The organism is Pseudorhizobium halotolerans, assembly GCF_902153235.2.
GTDB classification, from domain to species: domain Bacteria; phylum Pseudomonadota; class Alphaproteobacteria; order Rhizobiales; family Rhizobiaceae; genus Neorhizobium; species Neorhizobium flavum.
Map to the genome: position 1 here is coordinate 450,358 of NZ_CABFWE030000011.1, position 25,558 is coordinate 475,915.

The window sequence follows — 25,558 nt, forward strand, 5'->3', positions numbered from 1 at the left end:
CTCCATGTACCTTTCTCTCGCATTCCTAGCCCTGCTGACAGAACGCGTCTTCGGTTATCCCGACTGGGTATATCGCCTGATCGGGCATCCCGTCACTTGGATTGGCAAACTCTTCTCAGTACTGGATGCACGATGGAATAGGGAGGGCGATACGCCCGCGCATCGCAGGCTGTGGGGCATCTTCGCTCTCGCCATTGTCCTGGCAGTGGTTGTTTCACTGTCGCTGGTGCTCGAGAGCCTGCTGCTGGCCATCCCGTTTGGCTTCATTTTGGTCGTGTTTGTTGCGGCCAGTCTTCCTGCCCAGCGGAGCCTGGAGCAACATGTCGAGGCTGTTGCAGCGGCGCTGGAGACGGGAGGCCTGCCCGCCGCGCGGCGATCAGTCTCGATGATCGTGGGGCGCGATCCGGAGAACCTCAACTCACCCGCGGTCTGTCGCGCAGCGATTGAAAGCCTTGCAGAGAACTTTTCCGACGGGATCGTTGCCCCGGCATTCTGGCTCGGTGTCGGCGGACTTGCGGGTGGCGCAGCATACAAGGCCATCAACACGGCCGACAGCATGATCGGTCATCGAACCGCCCGTCATGAGGCGTTCGGCTGGGCGGCGGCGCGCTTCGATGATCTGGTAAACCTCCCCGCGTCGCGCTTGAGCGGCGCACTTTTCGTCGTCGCGGCCTGCCTGGTCCCCGGGGCCTCGCCAACTCGCGCAATCGCTGCCATTCGACGCGATGCTAAATACCACCGCTCGCCGAACGCGGGTTGGCCAGAGGCAGCGATGGCCGGAGCATTGGGCGTCGCTCTTGCTGGACCGCGAAGCTATGGCGGCCACATGATCGAGGCCCGCTTCATGGGCGAAGGTGGCCGAACGAACCTCGATGCCTCCGACATCCGTCGCGCTTTACGGCTCGCCCGGGTGGCTGACGCGCTGCTGATCACGATCTTTGGGCTGGCAGCGCTGGCTATCTGGCCAGCCTGAGCAGTCCTGTCAGGTCGAGATGCTGTTCCATGTGGGCTGCAAGCCGATCCAGGATCGCATCGATGCCAGCTTCATAGTCTATCCCAGCAGGTTCGGCACCGAGTCGCCGCAGCCAGGCCGTCCGCTGGCGGTCGTTTGTGAAGAGCCCATGCAGGTAGGTGCCTACAACCTGACCATCCGCGGACATGGCTCCCTCCGTCGATCCCGAGAACTCGGCAAAGGGTCGCGCGCAATCAGGCCCAGTGGTTCGCCCGATGTGCATCTCGTATCCCTGTAGCGGCTCATCGTCGAAGCTTCGTCCCGTTACCGACTCCAGCCTCTTGTCGCCGGCAAGCACCGTGTCAACCTGAAGCAGACCGAGCCCTTCGACGCGATCCGGCGCGCCTTCAGCGCCCTCGGGATCGGCGATGGTACGCCCAAGCATCTGGTAACCGCCGCACAGACCGAGTACCCGCCCTCCCCTGCGCACATGTGCGCGAATGTCGATATCTAGTCCGCTCGCCTTCAGCACCTGAAGGTCCGCAATCGTCGCCTTGGATCCGACGAGCAGCACGAGATCACAGTCGCTGGGTATGGTCTGGTCCGGCCGCAGACGAATCAGGTCCACATCGGGCTCCGCCTCGAGCGGGTCGAGATCGTCAAAGTTGGAGACATGCGGCAGGATCGGAACGGCAATCCTGACCTTGGCGCCTGTCTTCCTTGTTCTTTCCTCGTGAACCCCAAGCGCATCCTCCGCAGGCAGACGGACCGCATCCGCGAAGAACGGCAGCAGGCCGATGGCTTGCCAGCCTGTCAGGCTGCTGATCGTGGCCATCCCATCGGCAAACAGGGAGGGATCGCCCCGGAAGCGGTTGACGATGAAACCCACGATCATCCGGGCGTCATCCGGTGGGAGGACGAGCTTGGTGCCGGCAATACTGGCAATCACGCCGCCGCGGTCGATGTCGCCGATCAGAATGACCGGGACATCGGCCTCACGTGCGAAACCCATATTCGCTATGTCATTGCGGCGGAGATTGACCTCGGAAGCACTGCCGGCTCCCTCCACCAGAACGAGATCCGCCTGCTCCTTCAGGATGCCGAAACTCTCCATCACCCGCGGCATGAGCGTCGGCTTGATCGCCTGGTACTCCGCTGCTTTTGCATTCCCCGACACGCGCCCCTGGACGACCAGTTGCGCACCCACCTCGCTTTGCGGCTTGAGCAGAATCGGATTCATGTGGACGCTCGGAGAAACGCCGGCTGCTCTTGCCTGCAGGGCCTGAGCACGGCCGATCTCGCCGCCGTCTTCAGTGACGGCGGCATTATTGGACATGTTCTGCGGCTTGAACGGCAAGACTCTCAGCCCGCGCAGCGTGAAGGCGCGGGCAAGCCCCGCCACGACCAGAGACTTGCCCACGTCGGAGCCTGTCCCCTGGAACATCAGCGCCCGAGCGACCATGTCAGAACTCGATACCAGCCTGTGCCTTCACGCCGGCTTTGAAATGGTGCTTCACCAGCGTCATCTCGGTCACCAGATCTGCAGCGTCCATCAGCAGGGGCTTGGCGTTCCGGCCGGTCACCACAACATGGAGATCGGGTCGTCGCGCCGTCAGCTCCGCCACAACCCTCTCCAGGTCGAGATATTCATAACGAAGTGCGATGTTGAGTTCGTCCAGGACCAGCAGGCCGATGCTGTCGTCGGCCATAAGCTCCCGCACCTTGTCCCAAGCGCGTTCGGCCGCGGCGATGTCGCGCTTCAGATCCTGAGTCTCCCAGGTGAAGCCTTCGCCCATGGTGTGCCAAACGACACGATCTCCAAACGCCGCAAAAGCCGGCTGTTCGCCCGTGGACCAGGCTCCTTTGATGAACTGGACGATACCGACCCGGCGATTATTGCCGAGCATCCGCAATGCAAGCCCGAAGGCTGCCGTCGACTTGCCCTTGCCCGGGCCGGTATGAACCATGAGAAGACCCTTCTCCAGGGTCTTCTCGGCCACTTCCGCATCCTGAACAGCCTTGCGGTTCGCCATCTTTGCCCGATGGCGCTCGACTGTTGCATCGTCGAGCGGCTTCACCGGACGGCCACGCGGTCGGAGTGCTCCGCAACCACGTCCTCGCCGGACCGGAACCTCTCACGCAACAGCGCGGCGGAGGCACCGAGCACAGCCCAGAAGACGAGGTTGGTCGCATAGACCGCGTTCACGAAACGCGCATGCAGTTCGTGTGGCACGGCAGTCTCGTGGCTCACCGGCAGCGGCGCCCCAACGAGATGCGGAGCGATCAGCAGCACAATCGCAAGCGCCGCCAGTCCCGCCGATCGGGTATAGACAAGCAGGCCGAGAGCGAGGCCGGTCGAAACCACGGTTGCCATCCACCAGACCTGACGCGGCCCGAGTTCGGCAGCAGGCATCCCCGGCAACTCAGGCGGCAGGCCGAGGCCAGGCGCAAGGCTGACGGTCACGAAGCCCGCAATCCCCAACAGGAGACCCCGGCGCCAACCTCTGATGCCACCCAGTGCTTCTGCAACGGATAAAAGGACAAGACCGAAACCGATGCCAGCCAGCATGTTTGCGCCTGCCGTATAGATGAGGCGTTCGGCGCCATCGGCGGGCATCCAGGCTTCTTCCTCGGCTTCCAGGGCAGCAGGTTCCGTGGCAGAAATCCCTTCGCCCGCCGCAACAGGATCGCCGGCGCCTTCGAAGGTTTCGGCCTCCATGATCAGGGGAATTGTGGAGAAGCTTTGCATGGCCGTCAGCAGCAGTCCGGACAAAAGGCCGGCGACCACCGCCGTGAAAACGATGTTACGAAACAGCGACATGTTGGAAATCCTCAGTGGCAGGGAAAGGCCAGAGAATGGCGCGAATCGTGAGCAGCGTTGTGGACTACGTCCATGTGTGAAAAGCCGACAAACCCCACGGCGAACAGCCCAAGCAGGGCGGACATGCTGAGAGAGAGCGTCCTGGAAGTTGAGGTCACGGCAATGTTTGAAGCCGATTTGGTCGTCATGGATCTTGTCCTTTCACCCTCCACCCGAGGGTCGTTGATCTTCACTCGCCGCCGGCAGGTCTCCTGGCTTGCGGATCATGCACTCGACGCCCGCCTTCCCGGGATCTCCCAGTGGCTTGTGGACGCGAGCTCTCCGCTTACAGTTGCGGGGGCAGCCGTGGCATTGACCTCTTGTCTCACCACGTTCCCTCTGGGCCCGAACAGGCACCAGCGACAGAGGTCACTATAGCCAAAACGGTCGCCCGGGCAATCACCTTCGCCGCATTGACATGAGAGCCGCAGCAGGCTTACTGACATTCCAGACGGTCCTGTCCGGCAACGGAACAGGCTAAAAGGGAATGCGGTGCGATCCTCCAAAGGATCAATGCCGCGGCTGCCCCCGCAACTGTAATCGGCGAGCCACTGCAAACGAGCCACTGGGCAAACCCGGGAAGGCAGCAGGAGGTCAGGACCCGAGAGCCAGGAGACCTGCCGTCGACGAAAATACGCTTCTCCGGGCGGGGTGCTCCGGGCGAGGCGCAACATCACGACGATCGGTATTGCTGGTCGTCCCGCGCCCCACCAATATCGATTCTGGCAGGAACGCGGCCTTGTGTGACGACCGATCCAGCAAAGCAAATGTTACCATTTTCGTATGCACGAACTGCCGTGATGCGTCTGATAGCGACTTGCGTCCGGGCGTCGCCCTGATCGCAGCCCTGCACGAAGCGACAGCGGACAAGCCGGTGACCGTCAAGCCGGTAACCTGCCTCGCAAACTGCCAGAAGAGCCCTAGCGTCGCCTTCTCCCACCGCACCGGATGGTCGTATGTATTCGGTCATTTGAGCGTCGAAAATGTCGAGGACATTGTCACCGGCGCCATGATGCTTGCGGACGACGAGCGCGGCTTCCTTCCGCTTCGCGGCCGCCCCGCCTGCCTCCGCGGCAACGGGATGTCAGCGCGCATTCCACCCTTCCATCATCACGAGGATATGCCCGTATGAGCGTCAACCTGAAGCGAGTCCCATGCACCGTCGTCACCGGCTTCCTGGGAGCGGGCAAGACAACCCTGATCCGCCACCTCCTCGAGAACCTGGACGGCAAGCGCGTGGCGATCATCGTCAATGAGTTCGGCGATGTCGGCGTTGATGGCGACGTCCTGAAGGGTTGCGGCATCGAAAGCTGCCCGGAAGAAAACATCATCGAGTTGGCCAATGGTTGCATCTGCTGCACGGTTGCCGATGATTTCGTGCCGGCGATCGACCAGATCCTGGCACGCGAGCCACGCGTCGATCATATCCTTATAGAAACCTCTGGTCTTGCTCTGCCAAAGCCGCTTGTCCAGGCATTCCAGTGGCCGGCAGTAAAGGCGCGCGTGACGGTGGACGGCGTCGTCGCCGTCGTCGATGGACTGGCATTGGCCGAAGGCAGAGTGGCCGACGATCATGAAGCACTGGAGGCGCAACGGCAGGCCGACGATTCGATCGACCACGACAATCCGGTCGAGGAGGTCTTCGAAGACCAGATCGCATGCGCCGACATGATCGTGCTGACCAAGAGCGACCTCCTCGGCAGCGACGGCTTGTCAACCGCAAGGGAGCGCGTCGCAGCGCACCTGCCACGGGCGGTGAAGATCGTCGTCAGCGCCAACGGTACCGTCGACCCGGCGGTCCTGATCGGCCTCGGCCTCGCCGTCGAGGACGACATCGAGAACCGCAAGACCCATCATGACGATGAGCTCGATCACGAGCATGACGATTTCGACAGCTTCGTGGTGGAACTCTCTTCCGTGACGGATGCCGAAGAGCTTGCGCGCAAGATCGCAGCCACCGCCGAGGCAGAGAACGTGCTTCGCATCAAGGGCTTCGTGGATGTCACCAACAAGCCTATGCGCCTGCAGGTCCAGGCAGTAGGATCGCGCGTCAATCACTACTTCGATCGTGCCTGGACGCCTGGCGAGAAGCGCGAAAGCCGCCTCGTCGTTATTGGCGAAAAGGGGATGGATCGCGCCGCCATCGAAAGGATGCTTGCCGCCTGAGGCTCTGAAAGATGCATATCCTGGCCACCACATCGTCGTCTCTGGATGACCTTATCGAACCCGTGGACCTTGATCAGTCACCGGCAGACGTGGTGGTCCTGTCTTTCTCCGGCAGCGACCTAAACGGGCTATCCGCCGGCTGGGATAGACAGGGGATGGTGTCGCTGTCGGTGGCCAACCTCAGCGAGCTGCGGCATCCCATGTCGGTCGATCTTTGGCTCGACAAGACGGCGTCGCGGGCGAAGGTCATCCTGGTTCGCATTCTGGGAGGATATGACCGCTGGCAGTACGGAGTGGAGGAGCTGTCCCGGCTTGCCCGCCAGAAGAACCTGAAGCTCGTTCTGCTACCCGGCGAATGCAGTGTCCGGGATGATCGTTTGGCGGCCGCATCAACTGTGAGTTCGCAGGAGCAGACGGCGATCCTCGCCTGCTTCCGTGAGGGCGGCCCGGACAATATGCGCGTGCTCGCGCATCGACTGGTCGCCCTCGCGACAGATCAGACTGTCGAACCGGCTGCTGCTACCGCAATGCCCAAGGCTGGCTTCTACCGGCCTGGGCTGGGTATTGTCGAACTCACGGAGCTGCTGGAAGGACGCGAGGCGACTGCGCCGCGGCTACCGATCATCTTCTACCGTTCCATGCTTCTCGCCGACGATGTGGCGCCGATAGATGCCCTGTTCGCCGAGCTGGAGAGGCGGGGCCTTGCTCCCCTTCCGATCTTCGTCGGCGGATTGAAGGATGCCGGCTCGCTCACGTTCGCGGAGCAGGCCCTTCGATCGGTCCGCCCCGATGCCATTCTCGCGGCAACCGCCTTCGCGAGCGGAACCGACGGCGATGGACACACGCTCTTCGATCACATCGGCGTCCCGGTCTTCCAGATCATCGTCGCGACCACACAACGCAGCGGCTGGCTTGAGGGACGGCGCGGGCTCAATCCTTCCGATCTTGCCATGCATGTCGTCCTGCCGGAACTCGACGGACGGATTCTGGCCGGTGCCATATCCTTCAAGCACGGCACCAATTCATCCAATCTGGTGAACAGCCCGGAGCTGGAACGCATAGAAGCGGTCGCGGACCGGATCGCCCGATTTCTGAGGCTCCGCTCAACGCCGCGACGGGAGCGCAAGCTGGTGTTGATCCTGCCGGATTATCCGAGCGCCCCTGGCCGAACCGGATATGCCGTGGGTCTGGATGTGCCACAAAGCGCCTTGGAGATCCTCCGCATGCAACGGGAGGCCGGCTATCACGTCGACGACCTGCCCCTATCGCCGCGTGATCTGCTCGACCAGGTAGAGAAAGGCGGCCGAGGGCTCTCGCTGGCAACCTACCGGTCGCGGCTTGCCGCCTGCCCCCCCGATGCTCGTGACGCGGTGGAAGCTGCCTGGGGACCGGCCGATGAGGATCCGGACCTCACCGGGGACTCCTTCCACGTTCGCGGCGCCTGCTTCGGTAACATCACCGTTGCGCTGGCGCCGGATCGCGGGCGCAATGCCGATCGCCGCGCCGACTATCATGATCCGGCTCTCCCCCCGCGCCATGCGCTGTTGGCCTTCGGCTGGTGGATGGCGGATGACTGGGGCGCTCACGCCATCGTGCACATAGGGGCTCACGGAACGCTCGAATGGCTGCCGGGCAAGAATGTAGCGCTTTCACGGAACTGCTTCCCAGAGATCGTGACCGGCGGTGTGCCGGTCATCTATCCTTTCATCGTCTCGAATCCGGGAGAGGCAGCCGTTGCCAAGCGTCGGATCGCAGCCGTTACCCTTGGCCACCTGCCCCCCGTCCTGACCGATGCTGGACTGTCCGACGATCAGAAAAAGCTTGAGCTGCTTGTCGATGAGTACAGTCAGGCGGACGGGCTCGATGGTCGCCGTCGGGATCGTCTGGCAAGGCTGATCGTCGAGCAGGCCCACGAGATCGGCATCGCAGCGGACGTGGGCATTTCCCCCGACGACGATCCAGACAGCGCCCTCACCCGTATCGACGCGTTTCTCTGTGACCTGAAGGACCTCGCCATCAAGGACGGTCAGCATGTCTTTGGGTCGGTTGCGCCGGGGGACGATGACGCTCTGCGAGTCGAAAGCGCGGCGAGCGAGCGGGAGGGGCTCCTCGCTGCCTTGGACGGCCGGCATGTCCGGCCCGGGCCGTCCGGTGCCCCCTCGCGCGGCCGCCGGGATGTGATGCCAACGGGGCGGAACCTGTTTGCTACCGATCCCCGCACCTTGCCGACGCCGACGGCCTTCGAGCTCGGCAAGAAGGCCGCAGATGAAGTCCTTCGGCGCTATCTTCAGGACCATGGGGAATGGCCGACGAGCCTCGTCTTCGACCTCTGGGGCAGCGCCTCGCTTCGAAGCGGCGGCGAAGAGGTTGCGCAGGTGCTCGCGCTCATGGGTACGAGGCCTGTCCATGACGCCGCGACCGGTCGTGTCACGGGGGTCGAGGTCCTGCCTCCTGCTGCAATCGGTCGTCCGCGGGTCGACGTGACGTTGCGCATTTCCGGTCTCTTCCGGGACATGTTTCCGGCGCTGATTGCCTTGCTGGATGCGGCAGTGCGCGCGATCGCCGGCCGCGATGAGGCGCCTGGCGACAATGCCTTGGCGGAAGACGCGCGGCGCCTTGGCCATGTGCCCCTGCGCATCTTCGGATCCGCCCCCGGAAGCTTCGGGGCCGGCCTCGAGGATAAACTCTCCGACGGCACATGGAGCGAGCGGGAAGAACTCGGCCGCCTGTATCTTGATGCCACTAGCCACGCGTTTACGGGTGCCGACGGCGAGGCGACGGAGGCGCGCGGACAGTTCGCGAGCCGGGTGGAAGCAGCAGACCTGCTCGTTCACACGGGCGATGACCCTGGACGCGATCTTCTGGATGGCTCGGCAGACGTGGCGTTTATCGGCGGCTTTGCGGCCGCCGCCGCCGCACTGGGGAACAACGCCGAGGTGATTGCCCTCGACACGACCGATCCGGCACGACCCCGCGCCCGCTCGATCACGGAAGCCATCACGCGCGTGGTGCGTGCCCGAGCCGTCAATCCGCGCTTCATCGCGGGACAGATGCGCCATGGGCCGCGCGGTGCGGCTGAACTGGTAGAAACCGTTGACCGCCTGATCGGCTTCGCGGAGACGACCCGGGCCATCCCGCAGTCGCTGATCGAGGCGCTCTATGACGCCTACCTCGGCAGGCAGGAGGTGCGCGACTTCCTGCTGTCGCAGAACCCCAAAGGCGCCCGCTTCATGGCCGAGCGCTTCCGGTCGGCCCTGCGTCGCGGCCTCTGGCATCCTCGTCGGAACGCCGTGGATGCGGAACTCGAAATGCTGCTTGCGGAGCGCGTGTCATGAGCCTGCTCGCAGCTGAAACTGACAAACGCGACCTCCGGAGAGGAGCCTGCCCCGCATTGTCCGCCCCCATGCAGACGGGCGACGGTTTGCTGGCGCGCATATCTTTTGCCGAACCGATCCGCCCGGCCCAACTGTGGACGATCTGCCGCCTTTCCAAAACACACGGCAACGGCGTGATCAACATTTCCGCGCGTGGGAATCTGCAGGTCAGGGGCCTGACCGCCGAAACAGCGGGGAAGTTTGAGCGCGACATCAGAAGCCTCAACCTGCCGCTTCGGGAGGGTTTGGCGGTCGAAGTACCTCCCCTGGCGGGCCTCGATCCGGCAGAAATTGCGGACCCCCGCCCACTGGCCGGGGCGATCCGCTCCGGAGCGCAAGGTCTGAAAGGGCTCGCGCCAAAAATGTCCGTGGTCGTGGACGGCAGCGGCCAGATGCGCCTTTCCGAACTGCTGGCCGATGTCAGGCTCGTCGCGACAAAATCGGCCAACAACGTGGGCTGGCAGGTCCTTTTAGGAGGCACGCAAGCCGATGGTCGTGTCCATGGAACATTCCAGGCGCAGCAAGCCGTAGACGAGGCACTGAGCCTGTTGCAGAGGCTTTCAAGCCTCGGCCCCACGTCCCGTGGCCGCGATCTTGTGACCGATGCCATGTCGCCATGCGCGATGATGGAGGACGGGCCCTCATCCTTGGGTCTCACACTGCTTGAAGGGGACGAAGCCGCCGTCGGTATCGGCCTCCCCTTCGGCCAGACCACCGCCATGCAGCTTGCGCCTCTATGTACCGAGGCCGAGACGCAGCATATCCGTGCCGTCAGACCGGCCTTCGGACACGCGCTGATCCTGTTCGGTGACCGTTCTGCCTGCGAAACCATACTGGTGTTTGCCGGCAGATCCGGTTTCATCACCGAGTCGACCGATCCTCGCGGCATGATTGCCGCCTGCCCTGGCAGCCCTTCCTGTGCCTCTGCCGCCATCGACACTCATGCCCTGGCGCATCTCGCATTGGAGCACCTCGAAGACCTTCTCGACAGGTCCTTCAACCTGCATGTGACCGGCTGCGCCAAGGGATGTGCCCATCCCCAGGCGACGTCACTTACGCTATGCGGCCGCGGAAGCGACATCTCCTTCATCGTGGGCAAGGCGTCTGATCCCTCATTCGCTTCCATTCCGGCCGCCGAATCCGCTAATGCACTGCGCAGCATCGCCGCGCTCGTCCGCAAGGAGCGCCTCAAGGACGAGACTTCGGCGGCCTGCATCGCAAGGCTCGGCAGAGAGCAACTCGCCCTCTCCCTCACGTCAGGACGCACATGACCACCTACGACTACATTCGCGAGGGCGACGCCATCTACAGGAAGTCCTTCGCGATCATCCGTGAAGAGGCCGACCTGTCGTCCTTCAGCGAAGATCAAGCCGATATCGCGGTCCGGATGATCCATGCCTGCGGCCTGGTAGAAGCTGCTGCGCATTTCCGCTTCTCTCCGGATTTTGTATCGAAGGCCCGCGGGGCACTGCATGCCGGCAAGCCGATTTTCTGTGATGCGGAGATGGTTGCCCATGGCATCACGCGGGCCCGGCTGCCCGCCGACAATCGGGTAATCTGCACGCTTCGTGACAGCCGCACCATCGAACTGGCGAAGACAATTGGCAACACCCGCTCGGCCGCGGCCTTGGACCTGTGGGACGAGATGGAAGGGGCGCTGGTGGCGATCGGCAACGCGCCGACCGCGCTGTTCCGGCTGCTCGAAATGCTCGATGCCGGCGCGCCCCGGCCTGCCGCCATCATCGGCATGCCTGTGGGCTTCGTGGGAGCCGCAGAATCAAAGGAAGCCCTGATGGCAGCACCTCTCGGGATTCCCTACGCAGTCGTACGCGGACGCATGGGGGGTTCTGCGATGACAGCTGCAGCCGTCAACGCGCTCGCGAGGACCGGGCTTTGACAGCCACCGTGAAAGGCCGCTTGACGGGCGTGGGCACCGGTCCCGGCGATCCGGAACTGTTGACACTCAAGGCGGTGCGTGCGCTCCGGGAAGCCGATGTCGTCGCCTTCTTCTGCAAGAAGGGCAGCGCCGGAAATGGCCGCGCCATCGTGGACGCTCATCTCCGCCCTGGGGTCATTGAACTGCCGCTCGTTTATCCGGTAACGACGGAAACGCATAAGGAAGACAGAAACTACAAGGAGCCGATCGCCGCCTTCTTCGATCGCTCGGCGGAGGATGTCGCCCGGCATCTGGAGGAAGGACGAAATGTCGCCGTCCTCAGCGAGGGTGATCCCCTCTTCTACGGATCCTACATGCATCTTCATGTGCGGCTCGCGCACCGCTATACGACCGAAGTCGTTGCCGGCGTCACTGCCATGTCGGGCTGCTGGTCGGTCGCCGGGCTGCCGCTGGTGCAGGGCGATGATATCCTCAGCATCTTGCCGGGAACGCTGCCGGAGGGCTCACTGGCAGAGCGGCTGGCAGGAACGGACGGCGCCGTGATCATGAAGGTTGGCCGCAACCTTCCGAAAATCCGGCGTGCCCTTCAGTCGGCCGACAAGCTGTCACAGGCCGTCTATGTCGAGCGCGGCACGATGGCGAGCGGCAAGGTGTGCCGGCTCGAGGAACGGGATGAAAGCCCGGCACCATATTTCTCGCTGATCCTCGTTCCCGGCTGGAAAACACGTCCATGATCGGATCGCTCGTTGTGGTGGGAACGGGGCCTGGGAACCCCGAGCAGATGACCCCGGAAGCCGCCGCCGCCATTGCCGCGGCTGAGGATTTCTTCGGTTACTTCCCCTACCTCGACCGGCTTTCCCTGCGCCATGACCAGCGTCGGCACGCATCCGACAACCGCGAGGAATTGGCGCGGGCGCGGGAAGCGCTCGCCATGGCCGCGGCAGGAGGGAAAGTCTGCGTCGTTTCGGGCGGTGATCCCGGCGTCTTCGCCATGGCAGCGGCAGTCTGCGAAGCACTAGAAGCAGGGCCCGAGGAATGGCGGGACATCGATCTTACCATCATTCCCGGCGTCACCGCGATGCTCGCGGTGGCTGCGAGAGCAGGCGCACCACTGGGACACGATTTCTGCGCCATATCCCTTTCGACCAACCTGAAGCCCTGGCACGTCATCGAAGAGCGCATCGTCGCGGCCGCCAAGGCTGGCTTCGTCATGGCCTTCTACAACCCGATCAGCAAAGCCCGCCCGCATCAGCTCGGCGCGGCCCTCAAGCTCCTTCGGCATCATCTGCCCCCCTCGGTGCCGGTGATCTTCGGCAGGGCTGCGGGACGCCCGGATGAGATGATCAGGACCGTTACCCTCACCGATGCCGCGCCGGAGATGGCTGACATGGCCACCTGCATCATTGTGGGTACGAGCGAGACGCGCTTCATCGAACGCGGCGTAAAGGAGCCTTTGGTCTATTCACCGCGCAGCCACAGGGATGGCGGTGCATGAGCGAGGTGATCCAGGACCGCTTCCACGGAGTCGACTGCCGGAACCTCCGCAAGCCGCGGACGTCGGATCAGGATCACGTCAATGCCCAGCGCACGGGCCGCGATGATCTTCCCGTAGCTGGCGGGGCCTCCACTATTCTTTGCCACGATGACCTCGATACCATGCTCCTGCAGCAGCGCCTTCTCACTTGCTGCCTCGAACGGCCCGCGCTCCGTCAGGTAGGCGGCATAGGGAACCGCAAGCCGCGGCTCGACAGGATCGACGCTACGAACGAGATAGTGGTGGTGGGGCGCGGCTTCAAACGGCAGGAGCTCCTGCCGACCAAGGGTCAAAAATACCCTGCGCGGTTCTTCGCCCAACAATACGACCGCCTCGGGGATGCTGCTCACCTCGGTCCATCGATCATCCGGCTGTCGTTGCCAAGGGGCACGGCGGAGCGCGATCATCGGCACACCTGCCCTCTTCGTCGCTTCCGCCGCATTCGCCGATATTCGAGCGGCATAGGGATGTGTCGCGTCGATCAGGATGGAGATCTTCTTCTCCCGAAGATACTGCGCGAGACCTTCCGCTCCGCCAAAGCCACCCACTCGAACGGGAACCGGGTGCTCGATCGGAGTTCGGGTTCGACCGGCAAGCGAGAGCTCGACAGTATAACGAGGATCGTCCGCAAGGCGGCCTGCAAGCCGGCGCGCTTCTCCCGTACCGCCCAGAATGAGGATGGAGTGTTTCAAAGTGCCTCCTGAATCACCCGCCGACCATGCACCGCGCAGGCCCTGGCTGTCCATCGTCGGCATTGGCGAGGACGGTGTCGCGGGCCTGGGGGAAAAGGCCAGGCTGGCGATTGCTTCCGCCGAAGTCGTCTTCGGAGGGCGAAGGCATCTGCAACTGGCAGAACCTCTGATCAAGGGGCAAGCCCAAGCTTGGCCGAGCCCCTTCGACGCGTCCATGAAAGGCCTATTGGCTTTGAGGGGGAAGCCCGTCTGCGTGCTCGCCTCAGGCGATCCCTTCTTCTTCGGCGTCGGCGTGACCCTCTCCCGGCAAGTCGCGCCGGATGAGTTCGTGGCATTCCCAGCTCCCTCGGCTTTCTCGCTCGCCGCATCACGCCTCGGCTGGGCCCTGCAGGAGGTGGAGACGCTGTCGCTGCACGGTCGGCCCGACGACCTCATCCGGCCGCTGCTACATCCGGGCCGGCGCCTGCTGGTGCTGACGTCGGACGGGACCGGTCCGGCGGCCGTCGCCGAACTCCTGTGTGGCCTCGGCTTTGAACGTTCGGCAATCACGGTACTGGAGGCGCTGGGAGGACCAGGCGAGCGTATCCGCGCACACACGGCTCTCGGATTCCCATTCTCCGATATCCACGACCTCAACCTCGTCGCAGTCGAAGTCAAGGCACGGGCGGATGCGCGTATCCTTCCGCTCACCGTTGGCCTTGACGATGATCTCTTCGAACATGATGGCCAGATCACCAAGAGAGAAATCCGCGCAGTGACGCTCTCCGCGCTCGCACCGCGTCGCGGAGAACTGCTCTGGGACATCGGCGCCGGCTCAGGTTCGATCGGCATCGAGTGGATGCTCGCCGATCCCTCCATGCGCGCTATCGCATTCGAGGCTGACCCTGTTCGAGCGGAACGCGCACTGCGGAACGCCCAGGCTTTCGGCGTTCCCGGTCTCAGGATCGTGCAGGGCAAGGCACCTGAAGTGCTCGCCGACCCCGAAAAACCTGACGCGATCTTCATCGGCGGTGGGGGCAGCGCACCCGGCGTACTGGATGCAGCTGTCGAACAGCTCAAACCCCTTGGGCGGTTGGTGGCAAACGCCGTGACGAGCGAGATGGAGGCGGTTCTGCTGGCTGCCCAGGCCCGGCTTGGCGGCAGTCTGGTGAGGCTTCAGGTCAGTCGCCTCGGTGATGTTGGCACGATGCATGGCTGGCGTTCGGCCATGCCAGTCACGCAATGGATCTGGACAAAGCCGGGAGAGAACCGATGATCGTCGCGGGGCTCGGATGTCGCAGGGGAACGAGCGCGGACGACGTTGAGGCAGCGCTGATCCTTGCTTGCAGCAAGGCCGGGATCGACTTGTCGTCGATCGACGCCCTGGCGACGGGGACAATCAAGGAGGACGAGCCGGGAATTCTGCGGCTCGCGACACGGCTGAACTTGCCGCTTCATATTGTCCGAGACGATGAACTGCGGGAAGCTGCGCCGCTGACGCAGACCGTCTCGCGACACAGCCTGGCGAAAACATCCTCCCCCAGCCTTTCCGAGGCCACGGCCCTGGCTGGAGTAGGCGGTCCCGCCACCCTGCTGGTAGCCCGAGTGATCGCCGCAGGCGCCACATGTGCTCTCGCTCGATCGAGAACCGTACCATGACAGTCCACTTCATCGGCGCTGGCCCCGGTGCCGCCGATCTGATCACTGTACGCGGACGTGACATTCTCTCCCGCTCGCCCGTCTGCCTCTATGCCGGCTCGATCATGACGCGGGAACTGCTGGCCTATTGCCCGCCGCACGCACGAATCGTGGACACGGGTTCTCTCTCCCTCGACGAGATCGAGACGGAGTACCTGACGGCCCACCGGAAAGGACAGGACGTAGCCCGCCTCCATTCCGGCGACCTCTCCGTCTGGAGTGCCGTTGCGGAGCAGATCCGGCGCCTCGAGAAGCGCGGCATCGACTACACATTGACGCCGGGTGTGCCCTCCTTCGCCGCCGCCGCTGCCGCTCTGCGGCGGGAACTGACAATCCCGGAAGTGGCGCAAAGCGTTGTCCTGACGCGAATCTCCGGCCGCGCATCGAAGATGCCGGAAGGGGAAACCCTCGCCGCCTTCGGCGCGACGGGCGCCACGCTTGCCATTCATCTCGGGATCCAGGCGCTTGATCGGGTGGTGGCCGAACTCACCCCGCATTATGGCGAGGATTGCCCGGTCGCGATCGTCGTAAAGGCCTCATGGCCGGAAGAGAGGATCATCGAGGGCACGCTGAAGGATATCGAAGCAAGGCTGGCAGCCGAACCGGTGGAACGAACGGCTCTGATCTTCGTCGGCAGAGGATTGCGTGCAACGGATTTTCGCGAGAGCCGGCTTTATGATGCGGATTACGTCCGTCGATTCCGCCCGGGATGGCCTCAGGAGGAAGAGGCGTCGGAATGATCGGTCGGCGTAAACGGTGTCCTTCCCTTCAGCCTGCCCTCACGATCGAACACCAGGATCTCGAGTGCGATGCCGGAGTGACAAAGGGCCTTGGCCGCGGTTCGCCAGGCAAGTCTCGCGACCCGTGCTCCGAGGTCCAATCCCTCTGCTTCGGCCTCTTCGAACGCGCCGGCTACCGTATTGGCCGCGGCGATCCGCGCCGCCAAGGCCCCGGAAGCTCCGGCATCTTTCGCGAGCTCCGCAAGGGCTGCAAGATCGGCCATGCCGCGTTTGGAATGCACATCCAGCATGCCTTGGGCGAGCTTCGTCATCTTCGCGACACCGCCGGCGATCGTCACCCGCTCGACCGGATGGCTGCGCAGATATTTGAGCATACCGCCGACAAAATCTCCCATATCGATCAGGGCGATCTCCCGCAGGCCGTGATAGGCTGTCACGGCCTTCTCGGACGTATTGCCGGTCGAGCCTGCAATATGGGCAAGTCCTGCAGCACGGGCGACATCGATGCCTCGCCAGATCGAATGGATCCATGCCGCGCAGGAGAATGGAATGACGATTCCGGTCGTGCCGAGGATGGAGATCCCGCCGAGGATACCGAGCCGCGGGTTCAGGGTTTTTTCCGCCAGCAGTTCACCACCGGGGACGGAGATCTCCACCTCCAGATCTGCCATGGGTCCCGCCACTTCAGCGATCGCCGCGGCAATCATCTTCCGGGGAACTGGATTGATGGCGGGCTCCCCGACCGGCAGCGGCAGGCCTGCCCGCGTTATCGTGCCCACTCCTTGGCCGGCTCGGAAGGTGATGCCCGAACCGGGGCGCCCTTTTCGTACCGTGCTGATGATAAGGGCGCCGTGGGTGACGTCAGGGTCATCGCCCGCATCCTTGATCACGCCGGCTCGAGCAAGCCCTTCTTCGCGCTCTTCCATGGCAAGCGCAAAGGCCGGCCGCTGCCCTCCCGGCAGCGTCACCTCGACGAGCCCAGGAAACTCGCCCCCAAGCAGCGCCTGACAGGCAGCCTTGCTGGCCGCAGCCGCACAGGTTCCCGTCGTCCAGCCGCGGCGCAGGTTCTTGCCTTCGACATCCATGATCGCTTCTATAACTGGGCCGGCCGCGACCGTCACCGGCAAAAGGTTTCCGCATGAGCTTGACTGACATGATCGCCTCGGCCTGCGCCGCAACGCCCGATTTCGAACCGGGCCATGTCTGGCTCGCAGGCGCCGGGCCGGGGCATCCGCGCTACCTGACCCTCGAGGTCGCGGACGCGCTGGCGAAATGCGACTGCGTCGTCTACGATGCGCTGGTTTCGGCCGAGGTTCTCGCCCTCGCAGGAACCGCGGAGCTGCATTTCGCCGGAAAGCGCGGCGGCAAGCCCTCGGCCACACAGGAGAGCATTACCGCAATGCTCATCGAACTTGCCCGCGCCGGTCGAAGGGTCCTTCGCTTGAAGGGCGGCGACCCCTTCGTCTTCGGCCGGGGCGGAGAGGAGGCAGAGGCACTGGCGAAGGCCGGGATCCCATTCCGCATCCTGCCTGGCCTGACATCCTCGCTCGCCGCCCTCGCGTCAGCCCATATTCCCGTCACCATGCGTGGCATCAGTCGCTCCATTACGCTTGCCACCGGCCACGCAGCCGGCACTCCGGATGATCTGGACTGGCGCGCGCTCGCTCGGGTCGGCGAGCCGATCATCGTCTATATGGGGCTGAAGATGATCGGCGAGATCAGCCGGCTGCTGATCGAAGGCGGACTTTCGCCAGAGACACCGACGGCAGTCCTGATGTCCGCCACGACACCGGATGAACGGCTTCTCGTTGCCACGCTTGCAACTGTGGAAGCGGAGGTGCGGCGGCAGGACTTCGCCGCACCCGCCCTCATCGTCATCGGCGACATCGTCTCCATGAGGGACGTGCTCAATTCCGGGGACGGCTCATGAGTGCGCGCGCGCTGATTATCGGCGCCCCGCGATCCGGCTCCGGCAAGACGAGCGTCACCATCGGCCTGCTGAGGGCCTTTGCGCGCCGCGGCATCAAGGTTCGCGGCATCAAGACCGGTCCGGACTACATCGACCCGGGCTTTCATGAAGCAGCTACCGGCGTACCCGGCCTCAATCTCGACAGCTGGGCTATGGCGCCCGAACTGCTTCGCCACCTGGCAAGCGAACACGCCAAGGACGCAGAGCTTCTGCTCATCGAAAGTGCCATGGGGCTCTTTGACGGCATACGAAGCGAACCAGGCCGTACTGGTGCCGCCTCCGATCTCGCAGGCCTCTTCGGGATCCCCGTCCTGCTCGTGCTCGATGTGTCGGGTCAGTCGCGGACGGCCGCAGCTATCGCCTGCGGATTTACCCGCTACGACCCACAGGTCCGCATTGCCGCCTGCATCCTCAATCGCGCCGGTAGCGAGCGTCACCGTCTCCTCTGCTCAGACGCCATCAACGACATTGGACTGCCCGTCGTCGGCACCGTTCTCCGGGATCCGTCGCTGACGCTGCCGGAGCGCCATCTGGGTCTGGTTCAGGCCAACGAGCATCCGGAGGTTGACGCCCATATTGACAGGCTGGCGGATGCCATGGAGGCTTCGCTGGATCTGGATGCGATCCTTGCCGCGGCCGCCCCGCTCGATATACCCACCGGCTCCGCGGAACTTGCCCTACCGCCACCAGGTCAGCGCATCGCACTGGCACAGGACGCAGCCTTCACCTTTCTCTACCCTCACCTCGGTCGCCATTGGCGAGCCTGCGGTGCGGAGCTGGTGCCCTTCTCGCCGCTGGCCGACCAGGCACCTGCAGACGGATGCGATGTTTGCTGGCTTCCGGGGGGATATCCTGAACTCCATGCCGGCCGTCTTGCCGACGCCGACAACTTCCGTACCGGACTTGCGCGCTTTGGCGAACGACATCCCGTTCATGGTGAGTGCGGCGGCTATATGGTGCTTGGCGAGACGCTCGAGGATGGGGACGGCGTGACGCATCGGATGACGGGACTGCTCTCCCACGGCACGAGTTTTGCAAAGCGCAAGATGAACCTCGGCTACCGCCAGGCAACGCTGCTTTCGGACAGCCCTCTCGGACACAAGGGCGACAGGATTCGTGGCCATGAATTCCACTATGCGCGGGTCGTTTCGCCCGGCCACGACGAACCGCTCGCCCAGATCGCCGACGGCCTCGGCACCCCCATCGGCCCCTCCGGCACCCGCCGCGGCCTCGTCAGCGGCAGCTTCTTCCACGCGATCGCGATGGGAACCGTTCTCTAGGTGGTCGTCTCGGGCCACTTCAAGGTGCTCACCGCCTACAAGTCTCCATTCCTATAGCGCTAGCCATCTTCGGTGCAGGGGGTGAGAATGTGGCCAACACCCCACGGGGGGCGAGGGAAGCAGGCGGACTATCTCCTGAAGACCCTGAAAAAGGTCAACGCCAACGTGCAAAACGTAGTGGCACATGGACTGCGGGCGGAGAGCACGATCCAGGCGTCGAATTGCAGATCAAGGGCATTCGCGACGATTTGGATGCAATCGAAGCCTGGGTGGCCAGCAAGCGGGGTTGAGTTGCTCGTTTTCGATTACATAGAAACCGACCGGCGTGCGGTTGTTTCATGGTACCCAGAAGACAAAGCTACGCCGTGGCTGGGCATCGCCAGGGATGTTCTGCTGTCCGGATCGAAAGAGGCGTTACAGGAAGGCGGGGATACGATCTCTCTCCCTTGGTGGTCGTTCCTTGGCCTAAGGCCAGCTGTCTTTGACCTAATCCGCGGGTTTAAACTTGCTTCCGGTGTTGGTTATCAAGTGTCTGAAAGGGCCGCAGACCACCTTCGCCTCGCGCGATCTCGGGACGAGGGCTATGCCCTAGGCGGTCGCTTCTAGCCAGATCAAGCCTGAGGAGTTGAAACCGCGGCTCAAGTCGGCCGGTTTCGTCCGTAACTTGACAGACCAGCAGCTTCGTAACGTTTCAAAGTTGGCACTTCTGCCTGCGGGAGCGACCTTTTCTGTCCCGGGAACTGGGAAGACCACGGAAGCCCTGGTCACTTTTGCCGTGCGTGCCGAACCGGGTGACCGCTTACTTGTGATTGCGCCTAAGAACGCATTCGCAGCGTGGGATGAACAAATCGAAACTTGCCTTCCCTCCTTTGGCCATAGGTTTCTTCGGCCACGCAAGACCGACAAAATCCCACTCCAGCTGCTCGATGATCCGCGGCTAATGATCATCGGTTATCAGCAACTGGCGCGCGTGAAAGAGGCCATTGCGAACCATCTCGTCGGCCGCCGGGTCCATGTTTTTCTGGACGAGAGCCATCGGATCAAGGGCCAGAATAGTATTTCGACGGATGCCGTTCTGAGCTTTTCCCACTTGCCTGTCAGTAAGCTCGTTATGAGTGGCACTCCCATGCCACAGTCGACTAGTGACCTGCTTCCCCAGTTTCGGTTCCTGTACCCCGAGGTTCAGGCGGATGAGGATTCTGTTGTTGGCCTCATCAGTCGGGTTTACGTCCGGACCAATAAGAGTGAGCTAAACCTGCCTCCGGTTACCAGGGTCTCGAAGACGCTACCGATGGATCCGCTCCAGCAGCGGCTTTACGAATTGATGAAGAGCGCCTTGGCTCGTGAAGCCACGCAGGCGCTGACGATCAAAAGTAAGCAGGCATTCAGGGGTTTGGGCGGTCTGTCACACGCGTTCTCCAGTTCGTGTCCAACCCGGCCCTGCTGGCACAAGAGATCGCTTTCGCCCATTCCAACGAATTGTCGATGGCTTTAGCAGAGGGCCGGGGCCCAAAATGCGCTATGTCTTGCACAGAGCGCGAAGTTTGCCCGCGAAGGGAAAAAAGGTGCTGATTTGGTCAACCTTCGTGGAGAACGTGGAGCATATTGCTAGCAGCCTTCAAGACTTAGATGCGGTCTATTCCACGGTGGTGTTGATGCCGGGGGTGAGAACGATGACGATACTCGGGAAGGCAAGATCCGGCTATTCCATGACGATCCCAATGTCATGGTTATGGTCGCGTATCCAGCGGCGGCCGGGGACGCCGCCCAATACCTTCAGTCCGAAGATCGCATTCACCGCCTTGGTCTGCCTCCCGGCCAAGATACAACGATCGAGATTGTGGAATGTAATGGAAGTGTGGATGAAATCGTTCGCCAGAGGCTGGAGTTTAAAGTTGGCCAGATGGCTGCCGCGCTAAACGACTCGGGCCTGACAATTTCGCCGGTTCCCATTGTTCCGGACGAAACAGACGAGGGGCTTGGTGCCGGAGGCCTCGATGAAGGCGACGTGCGCGCACTACTAGCGGCGCTCGGAGGGTAGTAGTGCAACCACTATCACTCGGGATCGCCTTTGGCTGTATCGAACTTCTGAGGGTCGTTAAACGAAACCAGTTGACGCCAAGCGGCGTGCATTCTCTTTCATTGGGTTCCGTATCATCCTCGGCAATTTACCGCGCCTAAGTCCTCAAGCAGGTCTCCGGACTATGCTGGTCGACTTCATTGAGGTCGAACAACCACCATGGCTTCAACTAGTCCCCTATGGTCGTCGAGAGACATTGCTCCAGGCTCCTCCGAGCATCCGTCAGGTATTTGTTGGGTCGGGTCTCGCTTATGGAGACGACGAGGACACCGTTCGATTCTGGGATGGCTTGCGGCGCGTGCGCGCGGACTCCGTGATGATGTCCTGACCGGAATCGGACGGCGCGGCGAACGGTGAACGCTTCAGCACGAGCGAAATCGGACCGGAGTGGAGCCAAAGTGGATTGCGATTGAAAGCTCATCTGACGGCTACGACGTGCTCTCCCGTATGTCGGCTTCTGACAATAGGCGCATGACGATTGAAGTGAAAGCAAGCGAACAAGACACCGAATTTGCGTCATTTCACTTGACGCGCAACGAGTGGGAGACTGCCATCGGCTCGGTGGCTCATCGGTTTCACCTTTGGGCGCTAGCACGGGCCAGAGAAGAGCTTGCCGTACTGACGGTTGAACAAGTTGGGCGCACCTACCTCAGGATGCAGGCGCTGGTGCGTGGGAGACACTCAGGATTCCCTTCTCTGCTTTCAAGGAATTCTTCCATGATTTTCCTGGCAATGCGTATTAATAGTCTCGGTAAATTGCCATGTATCGCGACGGAAGAACCCTTCACTTGATATAAAGGTTCGCCGTCGAATGTCGATCTCAGTACCACTTTGCGAACGACACTGGCGTCGAAGTGCTCAGCAGAATAATCACGAGAATCCAATATTTTCAGTATGGTGTCGGCTGTTCGCCAAATCGGCGCAGTGATGAGGTCCGGAGAATATCAGCCCTCAGAGACCGCTTTCGCGCCGGTGCTCAGCCCCTTCCGCATAACCCTCGAAAACAACGGAAAAATCCGGCCGCAGCCGGATCGGGAGAAAACTTTCGCGGGGGCAAGTGGCGGAGAGGGTGGGGCTCTCCGCCAGTTACCACAAAAACGCCTGCGCCGCCTAAGCTTCTGGCCTACAAGCGTATTCTTTGTACACCGCTTGTTACATCACGTGATACATTGATGGCAAGAGGCTGCTGCACAGGCGCAGCAAGTACCCCCCTTGAAACAGCAGACGGGCAACATCGATGGAGGCTTTAATCCAAAGATTTATGCTGACTGACTTTCGCCCGCCGCTCGCCATCACTCCAACGGTGCAGCCAATCAGCCCAAGTTCATGCTCAAGGTCGGGAAGCCGAAGCACCTCAACGTGCTTGGCTGACTGTTCAAGTACCCGCACCTTGTCCGGTAGGGCGCTATTACACACGTTTTTCTGGGGAGAACCGACAGTTGGAAAGCACGGGGACGTGTGATCGTTTGCCCTCAGATGAGGGTCAATCTATTGTTTTCGAAAAAGATGAATTTACGGAAACTGTTTGTGTCCATTGCACCGCCACGCTTGAGCCGCGAGAATGACCTGTTGAGTACACTAACGCTTTGGTTTTCCGCGCATGGCTTAAAGACAGCTTCGGCAAAGACATCAAGGCAGCATGGAGCGCGCTTCTTCCGGGCGGACGGCAGGTCGATGCTGTGCCCCGAACCAGCTTGGACGTGACTGTATTCACTGAAGTACCCGGAGAAGCACAAACCTATGCGAATACGGATAACCGGCCGACCTTTGAATATTATTGGCTCCGCCAGACGCTCGGAACCTGGAGGTCGCCAAGATCAAGCGTTAGCTCCATCCTCCCGGCAGCCGAGACGAGAAAGGTGCCTGTGTCTCTTCGGACGCCGGAACTTGATTGAGACAGCCGCACCGGAAGCTCACATCAATCTGCCTACCAATAGATCAACCGCGGGAATTTTCTCCCGTGCGCGTACCAAACGGCGACTTAAACCAGCCGAGGACACAGATTCATCAAGAGTCCATTGCACTGAGGACAGCGCTGGTAGCTTTTACCTCAGCTTGCGGACGAGCTTTAGAAATCGGTGGACGACCCGGAAAATCGTCTCTGGAACTCGGCCTGCTATTGCCTTAAAGCGCTAACTGCGTGACTGAGCGAGTGCTCTTTCGAGCATCTACAGCGAAGCCAGATGCAATCACCTAGGCAGAAAGACCGCCCGATGGTGGAATAGCGAAGACATGAACGAAAACTTCAACCAGCATGCTCTCCTTCAGAACCTACGCGATCGCGTCATTCGCATCCCGCGCATCTGGAAGCGTGCAGTGATGATTGCCTTCGACATCTTCGCACTGCTGTTCGCACTATGGGGAAGCTACGCTCTGCGCCTAGCCGAATGGACACCGGACATCACTACGGAGCGTCTGACGCTCGCGGCGGTCGCGCCAGTAGTTGCCATTCCCGTATTTGCTCGAACCGGCCTGTATCGATCCGTGACGCGCTATCTGCCAGAGGCGACCATCTGGATGATATTGAAGGCAATGTTGATCGCCACCGCGGGCTGGGTGATCATCATCTTCCTGATGGAAATGGCCGGTCAGGGAATTGTCCCCCGTTCTGTACCGTTCCTGTATTTCATCCTTGGAACGGCTCTTATCGGAGGAGCGAGGTTCCTTGCTAAGTGGTTCCTGAACGCGGGTCGCGGCATGCGAAGCCAAGCCGAGCCTATCTTCATCTACGGAGCCGGGCCTTCCGCAGCGCAACTGGCGCGCGCCCTTCGAGGACATGGCAACCGCCACGTGGTCGGACTTATTGATGACGACCCATCGACTCATGGCCGAGACATAGCCGGTTATCGGGTATTCCCGTCTAGGGATCTGCAATCGTTGATCCAGCGGTACGGCGCCAAGGAGATCGTGTTAAGCATGTCGTCCATTCCGGCTGAAGCCCGCCAGCAGGTAATCGGTCGAGTAGCAGCGCTCCACGTGAAAGTACGCAGTCTCCCTGACATCTCAGATCTTGTCGATGGACGCTACATCGTGAACCAGATTCGCGAAATTGAGATCGACGAACTGCTTGGGCGTTCGTTCGTGCCACCGGATAAGAGATTGCTTGCTGAGGCGCTGAGTGAGAAGACGATCATGGTGACCGGTGCGGGCGGTTCGATCGGTTCGGAACTCTGTCGCCTTATCGCCCGCTGGAACCCCAAGACGCTTATTCTGTTCGAAGCGAGCGAATTTGCGCTCTACCGAATCGAACAGGAACTCTCGTTAGCCGGCGCGCCTTTGATCATTCCGGTGCTCGGTTCTGTAACCGACGACCGCCTCGTTCGGAGAACGATTAGAAAGCATCACGTCGATGTTCTTTACCATGCCGCTGCACACAAGCATGTCCCACTTGTTGAAGCGAACATCCTCGAAGGCATACGCAACAACGTGTTTGGGACCCTCACGGTCGCCAAGGCGGCCGCGGAGGAGAACGTAAAGAGCTTCGTGTTGATATCTTCAGACAAGGCTGTTCGGCCCACTAATGTCATGGGCGCCACCAAACGATGGGCGGAACTCGTCGTACGGCAGTTCGCCAAAGACTCCCAGGCAAAGCGGTCAAATCAGACCTTCTGCGCCGTCAGATTCGGGAACGTCATCGGGTCTAACGGCTCGGTCGTCCCGCTCTTCAAGGAGCAGATCGCGAAAGGTGGGCCGGTCACGATAACCGACCCCGAAATGACCCGCTACTTCATGTCGATCCCCGAAGCCGCGGAACTGATCGTGCAGGCGGGTGCGCTCTCGCAGGGAGGCGACGTCTTCCTCCTGGACATGGGGGAGCCTGTCCGCATCGGTGATCTGGCGGAAAACATGATCCGGCTTGCCGGCTTCGATGTGCGCGGCATCGATAATCCCGACAGTGGTATTGCGGTCAAGGTGATCGGAAAGCGGCCTGGGGAAAAGCTGTTCGAGGAGCTTTTCTATGACCGCGGCAACGCCCGTCCCACGCGGCACCCGAAGATCATGCGGGCAGATTCCAACTCCGCTGCCCGCCGCCATGACATTGAGGCGTCGCTTCGAGAACTGGAGGGAGCGTTGCAGCGGGAGGACGAGGATACTGCCAAGGCACTGCTCTTCGCACTAATCGCGTCCGACTGTGATCGCGGGTGAGATATCCGCAGCGCGGGTCTCGAATGGCCCTGAGCTTCGGAGGCAAAGTGAAGTCGCGCAATTGTCCGCTCAATGCGTCATGCATGATATGTAAATGGTGGTCGGATCTTGATTGAAGTACCCCTAGACAGATTGGTGCTGTTTGGCGCTCTTATTGCTTTGTCCAGCCTATCGGGGATGTTAGTTTCCAG

The 25,558-nt window shown here is 61.9% G+C and carries 22 protein-coding genes, 1 pseudogene and 2 riboswitches; of the genes and pseudogenes, 17 read left to right on the forward strand and 6 right to left on the reverse strand.

The genetic code is table 11. The features are described 5' to 3' along the window. Nucleotides 1-4: 4 nt before the first annotated feature. The gene (cbiB, locus tag FN060_RS17525; protein WP_142589202.1) at nucleotides 5-973 is read left to right on the forward strand and encodes an adenosylcobinamide-phosphate synthase CbiB; all 969 of its coding nucleotides are present in this window, start codon (nucleotides 5-7) and stop codon (nucleotides 971-973) included. Here the strand turns inward: cbiB and FN060_RS17530 are convergent. Genes FN060_RS17530 through FN060_RS17545 form a run of 4 tightly spaced genes read right to left on the reverse strand, consistent with a single transcriptional unit; the run spans nucleotide 957 to nucleotide 3,961 of the window. Then, a complete protein-coding gene (locus FN060_RS17530; RefSeq protein ID WP_142589203.1) occupies nucleotides 957-2,414 on the reverse strand; it encodes a cobyric acid synthase in 1,458 nt (485 codons plus the stop codon). The genes cbiB and FN060_RS17530 overlap by 17 nt on opposite strands. Nucleotide 2,415: 1 nt before the next feature. Beyond that, a complete protein-coding gene (gene cobO, locus FN060_RS17535; protein WP_142589204.1) occupies nucleotides 2,416-3,030 on the reverse strand; it encodes a cob(I)yrinic acid a,c-diamide adenosyltransferase in 615 nt (204 codons plus the stop codon). Beyond that, on the reverse strand, nucleotides 3,027-3,773 hold the full coding sequence (locus FN060_RS17540; protein ID WP_142589205.1) for a CbtA family protein: 747 nt from the start codon (nucleotides 3,771-3,773) through the stop codon (nucleotides 3,027-3,029). Before FN060_RS17540 ends, cobO begins: the two co-directional genes overlap by 4 nt. Nucleotides 3,774-3,784: 11 nt before the next feature. After that, complete coding sequence (locus FN060_RS17545; RefSeq protein WP_142589206.1) at nucleotides 3,785-3,961, reverse strand: CbtB domain-containing protein; 177 nt, start codon at nucleotides 3,959-3,961, stop codon at nucleotides 3,785-3,787. A 36-nt stretch (nucleotides 3,962-3,997) separates the two neighbouring features. After that, nucleotides 3,998-4,188, reverse strand: a riboswitch (cobalamin riboswitch). Between the two features lie 59 nt (nucleotides 4,189-4,247). After that, nucleotides 4,248-4,451: riboswitch (cobalamin riboswitch) on the forward strand. Between the two features lie 100 nt (nucleotides 4,452-4,551). On the opposite strand from FN060_RS17545, the gene FN060_RS17550 reads away from it, so the two are divergent. Genes FN060_RS17550 through FN060_RS17580 form a run of 7 tightly spaced genes read left to right on the forward strand, consistent with a single transcriptional unit; the run spans nucleotide 4,552 to nucleotide 12,744 of the window. Next, a complete protein-coding gene (locus FN060_RS17550; RefSeq protein ID WP_172973542.1) occupies nucleotides 4,552-4,944 on the forward strand; it encodes a DUF1636 family protein in 393 nt (130 codons plus the stop codon). Continuing rightward, nucleotides 4,941-5,978 carry a cobalamin biosynthesis protein CobW gene (gene cobW, locus FN060_RS17555; RefSeq protein WP_142589208.1) on the forward strand — a complete coding sequence of 346 codons (1,038 nt, stop codon included), beginning with the start codon at nucleotides 4,941-4,943 and terminating at the stop codon, nucleotides 5,976-5,978. The genes FN060_RS17550 and cobW overlap by 4 nt, the downstream gene beginning before the upstream one ends. A gap of 11 nt (nucleotides 5,979-5,989) precedes the next feature. Continuing rightward, nucleotides 5,990-9,313: a cobaltochelatase subunit CobN gene (cobN, locus tag FN060_RS17560; protein WP_142589209.1), complete on the forward strand. Its 3,324-nt coding sequence runs from the start codon at nucleotides 5,990-5,992 to the stop codon at nucleotides 9,311-9,313. Further along, a complete protein-coding gene (cobG, locus tag FN060_RS17565) occupies nucleotides 9,310-10,623 on the forward strand; it encodes a precorrin-3B synthase (protein WP_142589210.1) in 1,314 nt (437 codons plus the stop codon). The genes cobN and cobG overlap by 4 nt, the downstream gene beginning before the upstream one ends. Next, complete coding sequence (locus tag FN060_RS17570; RefSeq protein ID WP_142589211.1) at nucleotides 10,620-11,249, forward strand: precorrin-8X methylmutase; 630 nt, start codon at nucleotides 10,620-10,622, stop codon at nucleotides 11,247-11,249. The genes cobG and FN060_RS17570 overlap by 4 nt, the downstream gene beginning before the upstream one ends. Continuing rightward, complete coding sequence (locus FN060_RS17575) at nucleotides 11,246-11,983, forward strand: precorrin-2 C(20)-methyltransferase (RefSeq protein WP_142589212.1); 738 nt, start codon at nucleotides 11,246-11,248, stop codon at nucleotides 11,981-11,983. The genes FN060_RS17570 and FN060_RS17575 overlap by 4 nt, the downstream gene beginning before the upstream one ends. After that, complete coding sequence (locus tag FN060_RS17580) at nucleotides 11,980-12,744, forward strand: precorrin-3B C(17)-methyltransferase (RefSeq protein ID WP_142589213.1); 765 nt, start codon at nucleotides 11,980-11,982, stop codon at nucleotides 12,742-12,744. Before FN060_RS17575 ends, FN060_RS17580 begins: the two co-directional genes overlap by 4 nt. Here FN060_RS17580 and FN060_RS17585 read toward each other — a convergent pair. After that, nucleotides 12,708-13,475, reverse strand: a complete 768-nt coding sequence (locus FN060_RS17585; RefSeq protein ID WP_142589214.1) for a cobalt-precorrin-6A reductase — start codon at nucleotides 13,473-13,475, stop codon at nucleotides 12,708-12,710. The two genes, FN060_RS17580 and FN060_RS17585, sit on opposite strands and share 37 nt — an antisense overlap. On the opposite strand from FN060_RS17585, the gene cbiE reads away from it, so the two are divergent. Genes cbiE through cobM form a run of 3 tightly spaced genes read left to right on the forward strand, consistent with a single transcriptional unit; the run spans nucleotide 13,462 to nucleotide 15,892 of the window. After that, entirely contained in the window at nucleotides 13,462-14,730 is a 1,269-nt protein-coding gene (gene cbiE / locus FN060_RS17590) for a precorrin-6y C5,15-methyltransferase (decarboxylating) subunit CbiE (RefSeq protein ID WP_142589215.1), read from the forward strand. The two genes, FN060_RS17585 and cbiE, sit on opposite strands and share 14 nt — an antisense overlap. After that, nucleotides 14,727-15,113, forward strand: coding sequence for a cobalamin biosynthesis protein (locus FN060_RS17595; RefSeq protein ID WP_183949784.1), 387 nt, complete (start codon nucleotides 14,727-14,729; stop codon nucleotides 15,111-15,113). Before cbiE ends, FN060_RS17595 begins: the two co-directional genes overlap by 4 nt. Beyond that, the gene (gene cobM / locus FN060_RS17600; protein ID WP_142589217.1) at nucleotides 15,110-15,892 is read left to right on the forward strand and encodes a precorrin-4 C(11)-methyltransferase; all 783 of its coding nucleotides are present in this window, start codon (nucleotides 15,110-15,112) and stop codon (nucleotides 15,890-15,892) included. Before FN060_RS17595 ends, cobM begins: the two co-directional genes overlap by 4 nt. Here cobM and FN060_RS17605 read toward each other — a convergent pair. Beyond that, nucleotides 15,868-16,977, reverse strand: a complete 1,110-nt coding sequence (locus FN060_RS17605; RefSeq protein ID WP_142589218.1) for a cobalt-precorrin-5B (C(1))-methyltransferase — start codon at nucleotides 16,975-16,977, stop codon at nucleotides 15,868-15,870. The two genes, cobM and FN060_RS17605, sit on opposite strands and share 25 nt — an antisense overlap. A gap of 53 nt (nucleotides 16,978-17,030) precedes the next feature. On the opposite strand from FN060_RS17605, the gene cobA reads away from it, so the two are divergent. The 6 genes and pseudogenes from cobA (at nucleotide 17,031) to FN060_RS17635 (ending at nucleotide 25,367) form a co-directional block, all read left to right on the forward strand. After that, nucleotides 17,031-17,822 carry a uroporphyrinogen-III C-methyltransferase gene (gene cobA, locus FN060_RS17610; protein WP_142589219.1) on the forward strand — a complete coding sequence of 264 codons (792 nt, stop codon included), beginning with the start codon at nucleotides 17,031-17,033 and terminating at the stop codon, nucleotides 17,820-17,822. Continuing rightward, nucleotides 17,819-19,141: a cobyrinic acid a,c-diamide synthase CobB gene (locus FN060_RS17615; protein ID WP_142589220.1), complete on the forward strand. Its 1,323-nt coding sequence runs from the start codon at nucleotides 17,819-17,821 to the stop codon at nucleotides 19,139-19,141. Before cobA ends, FN060_RS17615 begins: the two co-directional genes overlap by 4 nt. A 775-nt stretch (nucleotides 19,142-19,916) precedes the next feature. Continuing rightward, nucleotides 19,917-20,636, forward strand: a complete 720-nt coding sequence (locus FN060_RS17620; protein WP_244665869.1) for an SNF2-related protein — start codon at nucleotides 19,917-19,919, stop codon at nucleotides 20,634-20,636. Nucleotides 20,637-20,867: 231 nt separating this feature from the next. Next, a complete protein-coding gene (locus tag FN060_RS17625) occupies nucleotides 20,868-21,182 on the forward strand; it encodes a hypothetical protein (protein WP_142589222.1) in 315 nt (104 codons plus the stop codon). A gap of 420 nt (nucleotides 21,183-21,602) precedes the next feature. Continuing rightward, nucleotides 21,603-22,013 (forward strand): annotated as a pseudogene (locus FN060_RS17630) (protein NO VEIN domain-containing protein); the annotation flags it as partial. A 1,440-nt stretch (nucleotides 22,014-23,453) separates the two neighbouring features. Beyond that, the gene (locus FN060_RS17635; protein ID WP_142589224.1) at nucleotides 23,454-25,367 is read left to right on the forward strand and encodes a polysaccharide biosynthesis protein; all 1,914 of its coding nucleotides are present in this window, start codon (nucleotides 23,454-23,456) and stop codon (nucleotides 25,365-25,367) included. Nucleotides 25,368-25,558: the final 191 nt, after the last annotated feature.

What these genes read in the sequence shown, in the direction of transcription:
- cbiB (WP_142589202.1), top strand. Translation starts at nt 5, where the DNA reads ATGTACCTTTCTCTCGCATTCCTAGCCCTGCTGACAGAACGCGTCTTC.
- FN060_RS17530 (WP_142589203.1), bottom strand. Translation starts at nt 2,414, where the DNA reads ATGGTCGCTCGGGCGCTGATGTTCCAGGGGACAGGCTCCGACGTGGGC.
- FN060_RS17540 (WP_142589205.1), bottom strand. Translation starts at nt 3,773, where the DNA reads ATGTCGCTGTTTCGTAACATCGTTTTCACGGCGGTGGTCGCCGGCCTT.
- FN060_RS17545 (WP_142589206.1), bottom strand. Translation starts at nt 3,961, where the DNA reads ATGACGACCAAATCGGCTTCAAACATTGCCGTGACCTCAACTTCCAGG.
- cobW (WP_142589208.1), top strand. Translation starts at nt 4,941, where the DNA reads ATGAGCGTCAACCTGAAGCGAGTCCCATGCACCGTCGTCACCGGCTTC.
- cobN (WP_142589209.1), top strand. Translation starts at nt 5,990, where the DNA reads ATGCATATCCTGGCCACCACATCGTCGTCTCTGGATGACCTTATCGAA.
- cobG (WP_142589210.1), top strand. Translation starts at nt 9,310, where the DNA reads ATGAGCCTGCTCGCAGCTGAAACTGACAAACGCGACCTCCGGAGAGGA.
- FN060_RS17570 (WP_142589211.1), top strand. Translation starts at nt 10,620, where the DNA reads ATGACCACCTACGACTACATTCGCGAGGGCGACGCCATCTACAGGAAG.
- FN060_RS17580 (WP_142589213.1), top strand. Translation starts at nt 11,980, where the DNA reads ATGATCGGATCGCTCGTTGTGGTGGGAACGGGGCCTGGGAACCCCGAG.
- cbiE (WP_142589215.1), top strand. Translation starts at nt 13,462, where the DNA reads ATGGAGTGTTTCAAAGTGCCTCCTGAATCACCCGCCGACCATGCACCG.
- FN060_RS17595 (WP_183949784.1), top strand. Translation starts at nt 14,727, where the DNA reads ATGATCGTCGCGGGGCTCGGATGTCGCAGGGGAACGAGCGCGGACGAC.
- cobM (WP_142589217.1), top strand. Translation starts at nt 15,110, where the DNA reads ATGACAGTCCACTTCATCGGCGCTGGCCCCGGTGCCGCCGATCTGATC.
- FN060_RS17605 (WP_142589218.1), bottom strand. Translation starts at nt 16,977, where the DNA reads ATGGATGTCGAAGGCAAGAACCTGCGCCGCGGCTGGACGACGGGAACC.
- cobA (WP_142589219.1), top strand. Translation starts at nt 17,031, where the DNA reads ATGAGCTTGACTGACATGATCGCCTCGGCCTGCGCCGCAACGCCCGAT.
- FN060_RS17615 (WP_142589220.1), top strand. Translation starts at nt 17,819, where the DNA reads ATGAGTGCGCGCGCGCTGATTATCGGCGCCCCGCGATCCGGCTCCGGC.
- FN060_RS17625 (WP_142589222.1), top strand. Translation starts at nt 20,868, where the DNA reads ATGGTTATGGTCGCGTATCCAGCGGCGGCCGGGGACGCCGCCCAATAC.
- FN060_RS17635 (WP_142589224.1), top strand. Translation starts at nt 23,454, where the DNA reads ATGAACGAAAACTTCAACCAGCATGCTCTCCTTCAGAACCTACGCGAT.